This window comes from Streptomyces sp. NPDC086147, from assembly GCF_040702165.1.
GTDB lineage: Bacteria > Actinomycetota > Actinomycetes > Streptomycetales > Streptomycetaceae > Streptomyces.
Genome location: NZ_JBFBJO010000011.1, coordinates 175,565 through 187,873 on the forward strand (window position 1 = coordinate 175,565; position 12,309 = coordinate 187,873).

Sequence of the window (12,309 nt, forward strand, 5' to 3'; positions counted from 1 at the left end):
CATGAGCAAGATCCTTATCCGCGGCGCGAAGGTACTCGGCGGCGAGGTCCAGGACGTCCTGATCGACGGCGAGACCGTCGCGGCCACCGCCCGGCAGGGCGAAATCGACTGGAGTGGCACCGGGCTCTCCGCCGAGGGCGCGACCGTGATCGAGGCCGGCGGGCAGATCCTCCTGCCGGGTCTGGTCGACCTCCACACCCATCTGCGCGAGCCCGGCCGCGAGGACTCCGAGACCGTCCTCACCGGCACCCGCGCCGCCGCCTCCGGCGGCTACACCTCCGTCTTCGCCATGGCCAACACCCACCCGGTCGCCGACACCGCCGGCGTCGTCGAGCAGGTCTGGCGCCTCGGCAAGGAGTCCGGCTACTGCGACGTGCAGCCCATCGGCGCCGTCACCGTCGGCCTGGAGGGGAAGAAGCTCGCCGAGCTCGGCGCCATGCACGACTCCGCCGCCGGCGTCACCGTCTTCTCCGACGACGGCAAGTGCGTCGACGACGCCGTGATCATGCGCCGCGCCCTGGAGTACGTGAAGGCCTTCGGCGGCGTCGTCGCCCAGCACGCCCAGGAGCCCCGCCTCACCGAGGGCGCCCAGATGAACGAGGGGATCGTCTCCGCCGAGCTCGGCCTCGGCGGCTGGCCCGCCGTCGCCGAGGAGTCGATCATCGCCCGCGACGTCCTCCTCGCCGAGCACGTCGGCTCCCGCGTCCACATCTGCCACCTCTCCACCGCCGGCTCCGTCGAGATCGTCCGCTGGGCCAAGTCCCGCGGCATCGACGTCACCGCCGAGGTCACCCCGCACCACCTCCTCCTCACGGACGAGCTGGTCCGCTCGTACGACCCGGTCTACAAGGTCAACCCGCCGCTGCGCACCGAGAAGGACGTCCTCGCGCTCCGCGAGGCGCTGGCCGACGGCACGATCGACATCGTCGCCACCGACCACGCCCCGCACCCGCACGAGGACAAGGACTGCGAGTGGGCCGCCGCCGCCATGGGCATGGTCGGCCTGGAGACCGCCCTCTCCGTCGTCCAGCAGACGATGGTCGAGACCGGACTCCTCGACTGGGCCGGCGTCGCCGACCGCATGTCCTTCGCCCCCGCCCGCATCGGCCGGGCCACGGGCCACGGACGTCCCGTCTCGGCTGGTGAGCCCGCGAACCTGACCCTGGTCGATCCGGCTTACCGTGGAGTCGTGGACCCCGCGGACTTCGCCTCCCGCAGCCGCAACACCCCGTACGAGGGCCGCGAGCTGCCGGGACGCGTCACCCACACCTTCCTGCGGGGCCGGGCAACGGTCGTGGACGGGAAGCTGGCGTGACACCACTCATCGCAATCGCCGCAGAGGCAGCCGAACAGAAGTCGGCGGAGGTGACCGACTGGGCCGGACGGCTCGGCTGGGTCGCCGGACTGCTGGTCTTCATCGCCCTCGTGTACTGGCTCATGCGCCAGGGATGGAAGTGGCGCGGCAGCCTCCAGTCCGACCTCCCCGCCCTGTCCGCCGTGCCGGAGACGGCCAGCGAGGCGAAACTGACCCTCAGCGGGCGCTACCACGGGTCCACGACCGCCGGGCACTGGCTCGACCGGATCGTCGCCCACGGCCTCGGCACCCGCAGCCGCGTCGAGCTCACGCTCACCGACGCCGGGATCACGGTCGTGCGCCCCGGGGCGAACGACTTCCACATCCCGGCCGACGCCCTGCGCGAGGCCCGCCTCGACAAGGGCATCGCCGGAAAGGTCCTCGCCGAGGGCGGGCTCCTGATCGTCACCTGGGAGCACGGCGGCACCCTGCTCGACTCCGGCTTCCGGTCCGACCGGGCGGCGGAACACACCGCCTGGGTCGAGACCGTCAACTCCATGACCAGCGCAACGGAAGGCATCGCACGATGACGACCTCCACCAGGGGACCCGCCAAGGCTCCCGCCGTACTCGTCCTGGAGGACGGCCGCATCTTCCGCGGCCGCGCCTACGGGGCCGTGGGGGAGACCTTCGGCGAGGCCGTGTTCTCCACCGGCATGACCGGCTACCAGGAGACCCTCACCGACCCCTCGTACCACCGCCAGGTGGTGGTCATGACCGCCCCGCACGTCGGCAACACCGGCGTCAACGACGAGGACCCCGAGTCCGGCCGCATCTGGGTCTCCGGCTACGTCGTCCGCGACCCCGCCCGCGTCTCCTCCAACTGGCGCGCGCGCCGCTCGCTCGACGAGGAGCTGGAGCGCCAGGGCGTCGTCGGGATCTCCGGCGTCGACACCCGCGCCCTCACCCGCCACCTGCGCGAGCGCGGCGCCATGCGCGTCGGCATCTTCTCCGGCGAGGCCTGGACGGGCGTCCGCGACGAGGCCCTGCTCGCCAAGGTCAAGGCGCAGCCCCAGATGAAGGGCGCCAACCTCTCCGCCGAGGTCGCCACCAAGGAGACCTACGTCGTCCCCGCCGTCGGCGAGAAGAAGTTCACCGTCGCCGCCGTCGACCTCGGCATCAAGGGCATGACCCCGCACCGGATGGCCGAGCGCGGCATCGAGGTCCACGTCCTGCCCGCCACCGCCACCGTGGAGGACGTCTACGCCGTCGAGCCCGACGGGGTGTTCTTCTCCAACGGCCCCGGCGACCCGGCCACTGCCGACGGCCCCGTCGCCCTCATGCGGGCCGTCCTGGAGCGGAAGACGCCGCTCTTCGGCATCTGCTTCGGCAACCAGATCCTGGGCCGCGCCCTCGGCTTCGGCACGTACAAGCTGAAGTACGGCCACCGGGGCATCAACCAGCCGGTCCAGGACCGCACCACCGGCAAGGTCGAGGTCACCGCGCACAACCACGGCTTCGCCGTGGACGCGCCCCTCGACAAGGTCTCCGACACCCCCTTCGGCCGCGCCGAGGTCTCCCACGTCTGTCTCAACGACAACGTCGTGGAGGGCCTCCAGCTGCTCGACCGTCCGGCCTTCTCGGTCCAGTACCACCCCGAGGCGGCCGCGGGTCCGCACGACGCCGCGTACCTCTTCGACCGCTTCGTATCCCTCATGGAGGCCGAGCGTGCCTAAGCGCACCGATATCCAGTCCGTCCTGGTCATCGGCTCCGGCCCGATCGTGATCGGCCAGGCCGCGGAGTTCGACTACTCCGGCACCCAGGCGTGCCGCATCCTCAAGGCCGAGGGCCTGCGGGTGATCCTGGTCAACTCCAACCCGGCCACGATCATGACCGACCCGGAGATCGCCGACGCCACGTACGTCGAACCGATCACCCCGGAGTTCGTCGAGAAGATCATCGCCAAGGAGCGCCCCGACGCGCTCCTGCCGACGCTGGGCGGCCAGACCGCGCTGAACACCGCGATCTCCATGCACGAGCAGGGCGTCCTGGAGAAGTACGGCGTCGAGCTGATCGGCGCCAACGTCGAGGCCATCCACAAGGGCGAGGACCGCGACCTCTTCAAGGGCGTCGTCGAGGCCGTCAAGGCCAAGATCGGCCACGGCGAGTCCGCCCGCTCGGTCATCTGCCACTCCATGGACGACGTCATCAAGGGCGTCGACACGCTCGGCGGCTACCCCGTCGTCGTCCGCCCCTCCTTCACCATGGGCGGCGCCGGCTCCGGCTTCGCCCACGACGAGGAGGAGCTGCGCCGCATCGCCGGCCAGGGCCTCACGCTCTCCCCGACCACCGAGGTGCTCCTGGAGGAGTCCATCCTCGGCTGGAAGGAGTACGAGCTGGAGCTGATGCGCGACAAGAACGACAACGTCGTGGTCGTCTGCTCCATCGAGAACTTCGACCCGATGGGCGTCCACACCGGCGACTCGATCACCGTCGCCCCGGCGATGACGCTCACCGACCGCGAGTACCAGCGGCTGCGCGACATCGGCATCGCGATCATCCGCGAGGTCGGCGTCGACACCGGCGGCTGCAACATCCAGTTCGCGATCGACCCGACCGACGGCCGGATCATCGTCATCGAGATGAACCCCCGCGTCTCCCGGTCGAGCGCCCTGGCCTCCAAGGCGACCGGCTTCCCGATCGCCAAGATCGCCGCCCGCCTCGCCGTCGGCTACACGCTCGACGAGATCCCGAACGACATCACGGAGAAGACCCCGGCGTCCTTCGAGCCCACGCTCGACTACGTCGTCGTCAAGGCCCCCCGCTTCGCCTTCGAGAAGTTCCCGGCCGCCGACTCCACGCTGACCACGACCATGAAGTCGGTCGGCGAGGCCATGGCGATCGGCCGCAACTTCACCGAGGCGCTCCAGAAGGCCCTGCGCTCCCTGGAGAAGAAGGGCTCGCAGTTCACCTTCGTGGGCGAGCCCGGCGACAAGGACGAGCTGCTGCGCGAGTCGGTCCGCCCGACCGACGGCCGGATCAACACCGTCATGCAGGCGATCCGTGCCGGCGCCACCCCGGAGGAGGTCTTCGACGCCACGAAGATCGACCCCTGGTTCGTCGACCAGCTCTTCCTGATCAAGGAGATCGCCGACGAGCTGGCCGCCGCCGAGAAGCTCGACCCCGAGCTGCTCGCCGAGGCCAAGCGCCACGGCTTCTCCGACGTCCAGATCGCGGAGATCCGCGGCCTGCGCGAGGACGTCGTCCGCGAGGTCCGGCACGCCCTCGGCGTCCGCCCGGTCTACAAGACGGTCGACACCTGCGCCGCCGAGTTCGCCGCGAAGACCCCGTACTTCTACTCCTCCTACGACGAGGAGAGCGAGGTCGCGCCGCGCGAGAAGCCCGCCGTGATCATCCTGGGCTCCGGCCCGAACCGCATCGGCCAGGGCATCGAGTTCGACTACTCCTGCGTCCACGCCTCCTTCGCCCTGAGCGACGCGGGCTACGAGACCGTGATGGTCAACTGCAACCCCGAGACCGTCTCCACCGACTACGACACCTCCGACCGGCTCTACTTCGAGCCGCTCACCCTGGAGGACGTCCTGGAGATCGTCCACGCCGAGACCCTCGCCGGGCCCGTCGCCGGCGTCGTCGTCCAGCTCGGCGGCCAGACCCCGCTGGGCCTGTCCCAGGCGCTCAAGGACAACGGCGTGCCGGTCGTCGGCACCTCCCCCGAGGCCATCCACGCCGCCGAGGACCGCGGCGCCTTCGGGCAGGTCCTCGCCGAGGCGGGCCTCCCGGCCCCCAAGCACGGCACCGCCACCACCTTCGCCGGCGCCAAGGCCATCGCCGACGAGATCGGCTACCCCGTCCTGGTCCGCCCGTCGTACGTGCTCGGCGGCCGCGGCATGGAGATCGTGTACGACGAGGCCCGCCTGGAGTCGTACATCGCCGAGTCCACCGAGATCAGCCCCACCCGGCCGGTCCTGGTCGACCGCTTCCTTGACGACGCCATCGAGATCGACGTGGACGCGCTCTACGACGGCGAGGAGCTCTACCTCGGCGGCGTGATGGAGCACATCGAGGAGGCCGGCATCCACTCCGGCGACTCGGCCTGCGCCCTGCCCCCGATCACCCTCGGCGGCCACGACATCAAGCGGCTGCGCGCCTCCACCGAGGCCATCGCCAAGGGCGTCGGCGTCCGCGGCCTGATCAACATCCAGTTCGCGATGGCCGGGGACATCCTCTACGTCCTGGAGGCCAACCCGCGCGCCTCCCGGACCGTCCCCTTCACCTCCAAGGCCACCGCGGTGCCGCTGGCTAAGGCCGCCGCCCGCATCTCGCTGGGCGCCACCATCGCCGAGCTGCGCGCCGAGGGCCTGCTGCCGAAGAACGGCGACGGCGGCACCCTGCCGTTCGACGCGCCGATCTCCGTCAAGGAGGCCGTCATGCCCTGGAGCCGTTTCCGCGACATCCACGGCCGCGGCGTCGACACCGTCCTCGGCCCGGAGATGCGCTCCACCGGCGAGGTCATGGGCATCGACTCGGTCTTCGGCACGGCGTACGCCAAGTCGCAGGCCGGCGCGTACGGGCCGCTGCCGACCAAGGGCCGCGCGTTCATCTCGGTCGCCAACCGGGACAAGCGCTCGATGATCTTCCCGGCCCGCGAGCTGGTCGCCCACGGCTTCGAGCTCCTGGCCACCTCCGGCACCGCCGAGGTCCTCAAGCGCAACGGCATCAACGCCACGATCGTGCGCAAGCTCAGCGAGGGCGAGGGTGCCGACGGCGAGAAGACCGTCGTCCAGCTGATCCACGACGGCGAGGTCGACCTCATCGTCAACACCCCCTACGGCACCGGCGGCCGCCTCGACGGCTACGAGATCCGCACCGCCGCCGTCGCCCGCGGCGTCCCGTGCCTGACCACCGTCCAGGCGCTCGCCGCGGCCGTCCAGGGCATCGACGCGCTCAACCACGGCGGCGCCGGCGTCCGCTCCCTCCAGGAGCACGCCGAGCACCTCGTCGCGGCCCGCGACTAGCAGCCCGTACGGAGAAGGGGGACACCGGCCACCGCGCGGTGTCCCCCTCTTCATGACCGAGCAAGGGATATTTCGGACGATGTACAAGCTGTTCTTCCACCTGGTCTTCAAGCGGATGGACCCCGAGAAGGCCCACTACCTGGCCTTCCGCTGGATCCGCCTGGCCGCCCGCGTCCCGGTGCTCCGCACCTTCGTCGCCGCCGCCCTCGCCCCCCGGTACGAGGAACTGCGCACCGAGGCCCTCGGCCTGCGCATGCACGGTCCCTTCGGCCTCGCCGCCGGCTTCGACAAGAACGCCGTCGCCATCGACGGCATGGCCATGCTCGGCTTCGACCACGTCGAGATCGGCACGGTCACCGGCGAGGCCCAGCCCGGCAACCCCAAGAAGCGCCTCTTCCGGCTCGTCCCGGACCGCGCCCTGATCAACCGCATGGGCTTCAACAACGAGGGCTCCGCCGCCGTCGCCGCCCGCCTCCACGCGCGCGTGCCGGTGTTCAGGACGGTCGTGGGCGTCAACATCGGCAAGACCAAGGCCGTCCCCGAGGCCGAGGCCGCCGCCGACTACGTGAAGTCCACCGAGCGCCTCGCCGCGCACGCCGACTACCTCGTCGTCAACGTCTCCTCCCCGAACACCCCGGGCCTGCGCAACCTCCAGGCCACCGAGTCCCTGCGCCCCCTCCTGACCGCCGTGCGGGAGGCCGCCGACCGCACGGTCACCGACCGCCGGGTCCCGCTCCTGGTCAAGATCGCTCCCGACCTGGCCGACGAGGACGTGGACGCGGTCGCCGACCTCGCCCTGGAGCTCGGCCTCGACGGCATCATCGCCACCAACACCACCATCGCCCGCGAGGGCCTCGGCCTGAAGTCCGCCCCCGAGCTGATCGAGGAGACCGGCGGACTGTCCGGCCGCCCGGTCAAGCAGCGCTCCCTGGAGGTCCTGCGCCGCCTCCACGCGCGCGTGGGCGACCGCCTGGTCCTCGTCGGCGTCGGCGGCATCGAGAACGCCGAGGACGCCTGGCAGCGCGTCCTCGCCGGCGCCACCCTCGTCCAGGGCTACAGCGCCTTCGTCTACGAGGGCCCGTTCTACGCCCGCGCGATCCACAAGGGCCTCGCCGCGCGCCTCGCGGCCTCCCCGTACGCCACCCTCGCCGAGGCCGTCGGCGCCGACAACCGGAAGGCCACCCCGTGACGCTCTCCTTCGGATCCCGCCTGCGCTCCGCCATGGACGAGCGCGGCCCGCTCTGCGTCGGCATCGACCCGCACGCCGCCCTGCTCGACTCCTGGGGCCTCGCCGACGACATCGCCGGCCTGGAGCGCTTCACCTTCACCGTCGTCGAGGCCCTGGCCGGCACCGTGGCCGTCTTCAAGCCCCAGTCCGCCTTCTTCGAGCGCTTCGGCTCGCGTGGCGTCGCCGTCCTGGAGCGCGCCGTCTCCGACCTGCGCGCGGCGGGCGGCCTGGTCGTCATGGACGCCAAGCGCGGCGACATCGGCTCCACCATGGCCGCCTACGCCGAGGCCTTCCTGCGCAAGGACTCCCCGCTCTTCTCCGACGCGCTCACGGTCTCCCCGTACCTCGGCTACGGCTCCCTGAAGCCGGCCGTCGACCTGGCCCGGGAGTCCGGCGCCGGCCTCTTCGTCCTCGCCCTCACCTCGAACCCGGAGGGGAGCGAGGTCCAGCGGGCCGTCCGCACCGACGACCCGGCCGGAAGGACGATCGGCGCGACGATGCTGGCCCACCTGGCCGAGGAGAACGCGGGGGAGGCCCCCATGGGCTCCTTCGGCGCGGTCGTCGGCGCCACCCTCGGCGACCTGTCCTCCTTCGACCTGGACATCAACGGCCCGCTCCTCGCCCCCGGCATCGGGGCCCAGGGCGCGACCCCCGCCGACCTCCCCGCCGTCTTCGGCGCGGCGGTCCGCAACGTCGTCCCGAACGTCAGCCGCGGGGTCCTGCGGCACGGTCCGGACGCGACCGCCCTGCGGGACTCGGCGCTCCGGTACGCGGACGAGATCCGCGCGGCCGTCGGCGCGTAACCCCGTCGGGAGCGGTCCGGGACCAATCCGCAGGTCGGAGCGGATCGGGCCGGTTTTCGGGCCCGCCCCGGCCGGCCGTCCCGGCACTTGACGAAATCTTGGCTCAAAACCCGGTCGTTATGCCGGAAAAGTCCTGGTCGGTCGATGCTGACCAGGACTTTTCCGCTGTTCTCGCTGACTGGAGCGGCCTCGGCCGCTAGTCTCCGGGGCAGAGCAGGCGTTCAGCGGCCACTCCGTTGACCGTTGCTCCACTGGTGCGGGGCGACTAGGTTCCTCACCGGTCCGTATCCGACAGATCGACATCCGAGGTGACGTAGGCGTGGCTCTTCCGCCCCTTACCCCTGAACAGCGCGCTGCCGCGCTCGAGAAGGCCGCCGCGGCTCGCCGGGAGCGGGCCGAGGTCAAGAATCGACTCAAGCACTCCGGAGCCTCCCTCCACGAGGTCATCAAGACCGGCCAGGAGAACGACGTCATCGGCAAGATGAAGGTCTCCGCGCTCCTTGAGTCCCTGCCGGGCGTGGGCAAGGTCCGCGCCAAGCAGATCATGGAGCGGCTCGGCATCTCCGAGAGCCGCCGGGTGCGCGGTCTCGGCTCCAACCAGATCGCCTCCCTGGAGCGAGAGTTCGGCTCCACCGGCGCCTGACCTTTCGGGACATTCCCGGCATGAGGCGTCCTCCCTGCGCAAGCAGGGGTGAACCACTGGAATAATCGCTGCATGGCAGCAGAGGTACGTCCGCGGCTGACCGTGCTCTCCGGCCCCTCGGGGGTCGGCAAGAGCACGGTCGTCGCGCATATGCGCAAGGTCCACCCCGAGGTCTGGCTCTCGGTGTCGGCGACGACGCGGAAGCCCCGCCCCGGCGAGAAGCACGGCGTCCACTACTTCTTCGTGACGGACGACGAGTTCGACAAGCTGATCGCCAACGGTGAGCTCCTCGAATGGGCCGAGTTCGCGGGGAACCGCTACGGCACCCCGCGCGGCGCGGTCCTCGACCGCCTCGACGCCGGCGAGCCCGTCCTCCTGGAGATCGACCTCCAGGGCGCCCGCCAGGTGAAGGACTCCATGCCGGAGTCCCAGCTGGTCTTCCTCGCCCCGCCGAGCTGGGATGAGCTGGTCCGCCGCCTCACCGGCCGCGGCACCGAGTCCCCCGAGGTGATCGAGCGCCGCCTCGACGCCGCGAAGGTCGAGCTGGCCGCCGAGTCCGAGTTCGACACCACCCTCGTCAACACCTCCGTCGAGGACGTCGCGCGCGAGCTGCTAACGTTGATGAACGTTGTCTGATCTTTTCTCCATCTTCGGAAGGTAGAGCGTGTCCTCTTCCATCACCGCGCCCGAGGGCATCATCAACCCGCCGATCGACGAGCTGCTCGAGGCCACCGACTCGAAGTACAGCCTCGTGATCTACGCGGCCAAGCGCGCGCGTCAGATCAACGCGTACTACTCCCAGCTCGGCGAGGGCCTGCTGGAGTACGTGGGTCCGCTCGTCGACACCCACGTGCACGAGAAGCCGCTCTCGATCGCGCTGCGCGAGATCAACGCGGGCCTGCTGACGTCCGAGGCCATCGAGGGCCCGGCGCAGTAAGCACGCGGCGTTTGTCATATCTGTCACCACAGGCCCGGCGGAACATCCGTCGGGCCTGTGGTGTCTCATGGAGTCGTACGCATCCGAGTGCGGGGAGTCGTGGAAGTCGTGGCAAAGCCGAAGGTCGTCCTGGGCGTCAGCGGCGGCATCGCCGCCTACAAGGCGTGCGAGCTGCTCCGCAGGTTCACCGAGTCCGGCCACGACGTCAGGGTCGTGCCGACCGACTCCGCGCTGCACTTCGTCGGCGAGGCCACCTGGTCCGCGCTCTCCGGCAACCCCGTCTCGACCGAGGTGTGGGAGTCCGTCCACGAGGTGCCGCACGTGCGCATCGGCCAGGCCGCCGACCTCGTCGTGGTCGCCCCCGCCACCGCCGACATGCTCGCCAAGGCCGCCCACGGCCTCGCCGACGACCTGCTCACCAACACCCTGCTCACCGCGCGCTGTCCCGTCGTCTTCGCCCCCGCCATGCACACCGAGATGTGGGAGCACCCGGCGACGCAGGAGAACGTGGCGACCCTGCGCCGCCGCGGCGCCGTCGTGATCGAGCCCGCCGTCGGCCGCCTCACCGGCGTCGACACCGGCAAGGGACGGCTGCCCGACCCCGGCGAGATCTTCGAGGTCTGCCGCCGCGTCCTGGCCCGGGGCGCCACCGCCCCCGACCTCGCCGGCCGTCACGTCGTGGTCAGCGCGGGCGGCACCCGCGAGCCCCTCGATCCCGTCCGCTACCTGGGCAACCGCTCCTCCGGCAAGCAGGGCTACGCCCTCGCGCGGGCCGCCGCCGCCCGGGGCGCCCGGGTCACCCTCGTCGAGGCCAACACCGGCCTCCCCGACCCGGCCGGCGTCGACGTCGTCCGCGTCGGCACCGCCGTCCAGCTCCGCGAGGCCGTCCTCAAGGCCGTCGCCGACGCCGACGCGGTGGTCATGGCGGCCGCCGTCGCCGACTTCCGGCCGGCCGTCTACGCCCCCGGCAAGATCAAGAAGAAGGGCGACGACGGCGCCCCCGTCGTCGAGCTCGTCCGCAACCCCGACATCCTCGCCGAGCTCTCCGCCGACCGGGCCCTGCCCGGCCAGGTGGTCGTCGGCTTCGCCGCCGAGACCGACGACGTCCTCGCCAACGGGCGCGAGAAGCTCGCCCGCAAGGGCTGCGACCTCCTCGTCGTCAATGAGGTGGGGGAGCGCAAGACCTTCGGCTCCGAGGAGAACGAGGCCGTGGTGCTCGCCGCGGACGGCGCCGAGACCCCCGTGCCGTACGGCCCGAAGGAAGCGCTCGCCGAGACGGTCTGGGACCTGGTCCTGCCGCGGCTCCGTCCCACCGACTGAGATGTCCGGGTCCGGTCACCCCGCGACCCGCCGTCACCCGGGAGAAGGAGGGCGAAACACCTCCTGGCGAGTGATTCGCGTCCCACCGGAACGGACGTTCCGCCCTTGTCGGCGGCCGGTTCCGGCCGCCCCGGGCCATCCACCGGGCGAGACACCTGGTCCACAGCCCGACCACGACCGATAGACTGTTCGTGGAACGTCGCGGGGCGCAGCCCCCTGCCGGTCCGAGCCACGAGTAGCCAGCAGCCGCTGCAACCCCAGGGAGCGTTGTGTCCCGTCGTCTGTTCACCTCGGAGTCCGTCACCGAGGGACACCCCGACAAGATCGCTGACCAGATCAGCGACACCATCCTCGACGCCCTGCTGCGCGAGGACCCCACCTCGCGCGTCGCCGTCGAGACGCTGATCACCACCGGCCTGGTGCACGTCGCCGGAGAGGTGACCACCAAGGCGTGGGCGGACATCCCCACCCTCGTCCGGAACAAGATCCTCGAGATCGGTTACGACTCCTCGAAGAAGGGCTTCGACGGCGCCTCCTGCGGCGTGTCGGTGTCCATCGGGTCGCAGTCCCCGGACATCGCCCAGGGCGTCGACACCGCGTACGAGAAGCGGGTCGAGGGCGACGAGGACGAGCTCGACAAGCAGGGCGCGGGCGACCAGGGTCTGATGTTCGGGTACGCGTCGGACGAGACGCCCGAGCTGATGCCGCTGCCGATCCACCTGGCGCACCGGCTGTCGCGCCGGCTGACCGAGGTCCGCAAGAACGGGACGATCCCCTACCTGCGTCCCGACGGCAAGACCCAGGTCACCATCGAGTACGACGGCGACAAGGCCGTCCGCCTCGACACCGTCGTGGTCTCCTCGCAGCACGCCAGCGACATCGACCTGGAGTCGCTGCTCGCGCCCGACATCCGCGAGTTCGTCGTCGAGCACGTCCTCAAGCAGCTCGTCGAGGACGGCATCAAGCTGGACACCGACGGCTACCGCCTGCTGGTGAACCCGACCGGCCGCTTCGAGATCGGCGGTCCGATGGGTGACGCGGGTCTGAC

The 12,309-nt window shown here is 71.0% G+C and carries 11 protein-coding genes; all 11 read left to right on the forward strand.

The window, feature by feature from the left end; all coding sequences use genetic code 11:
• Position 1: 1 nt before the first annotated feature.
• Positions 2–1,315 carry a dihydroorotase gene (locus AB0398_RS23830; protein ID WP_366377631.1) on the forward strand — a complete coding sequence of 438 codons (1,314 nt, stop codon included), beginning with the start codon at positions 2–4 and terminating at the stop codon, positions 1,313–1,315.
• Positions 1,312–1,884 (forward strand): hypothetical protein, encoded by a 573-nt coding sequence (locus tag AB0398_RS23835; protein WP_366377632.1) that lies wholly within the window; start codon positions 1,312–1,314, stop codon positions 1,882–1,884. Before AB0398_RS23830 ends, AB0398_RS23835 begins: the two co-directional genes overlap by 4 nt.
• A complete protein-coding gene (carA, locus tag AB0398_RS23840; protein WP_366377633.1) occupies positions 1,881–3,029 on the forward strand; it encodes a glutamine-hydrolyzing carbamoyl-phosphate synthase small subunit in 1,149 nt (382 codons plus the stop codon). Before AB0398_RS23835 ends, carA begins: the two co-directional genes overlap by 4 nt.
• Positions 3,022–6,330, forward strand: coding sequence for a carbamoyl-phosphate synthase large subunit (carB, locus tag AB0398_RS23845; RefSeq protein ID WP_366377634.1), 3,309 nt, complete (start codon positions 3,022–3,024; stop codon positions 6,328–6,330). Before carA ends, carB begins: the two co-directional genes overlap by 8 nt.
• Positions 6,331–6,409: 79 nt before the next feature.
• Positions 6,410–7,519 (forward strand): quinone-dependent dihydroorotate dehydrogenase, encoded by a 1,110-nt coding sequence (locus AB0398_RS23850; protein WP_366377635.1) that lies wholly within the window; start codon positions 6,410–6,412, stop codon positions 7,517–7,519.
• Positions 7,516–8,361, forward strand: coding sequence for an orotidine-5'-phosphate decarboxylase (gene pyrF / locus AB0398_RS23855; RefSeq protein ID WP_366377636.1), 846 nt, complete (start codon positions 7,516–7,518; stop codon positions 8,359–8,361). The genes AB0398_RS23850 and pyrF overlap by 4 nt, the downstream gene beginning before the upstream one ends.
• Positions 8,362–8,680: 319 nt before the next feature.
• Positions 8,681–9,004 (forward strand): integration host factor, encoded by a 324-nt coding sequence (locus tag AB0398_RS23860; protein ID WP_030204477.1) that lies wholly within the window; start codon positions 8,681–8,683, stop codon positions 9,002–9,004.
• Between the two features lie 72 nt (positions 9,005–9,076).
• Complete coding sequence (gmk, locus tag AB0398_RS23865; RefSeq protein WP_366377637.1) at positions 9,077–9,640, forward strand: guanylate kinase; 564 nt, start codon at positions 9,077–9,079, stop codon at positions 9,638–9,640.
• 28 nt (positions 9,641–9,668) lie between these two features.
• Positions 9,669–9,941 (forward strand): DNA-directed RNA polymerase subunit omega, encoded by a 273-nt coding sequence (gene rpoZ, locus AB0398_RS23870; protein WP_005319902.1) that lies wholly within the window; start codon positions 9,669–9,671, stop codon positions 9,939–9,941.
• Positions 9,942–10,049: 108 nt separating this feature from the next.
• Positions 10,050–11,261: a bifunctional phosphopantothenoylcysteine decarboxylase/phosphopantothenate--cysteine ligase CoaBC gene (coaBC, locus tag AB0398_RS23875; protein WP_366377638.1), complete on the forward strand. Its 1,212-nt coding sequence runs from the start codon at positions 10,050–10,052 to the stop codon at positions 11,259–11,261.
• A gap of 269 nt (positions 11,262–11,530) precedes the next feature.
• Positions 11,531–12,309 (forward strand): methionine adenosyltransferase (gene metK, locus AB0398_RS23880; RefSeq protein ID WP_366377639.1); only part of this gene is annotated, 779 nt, incomplete at its 3' end.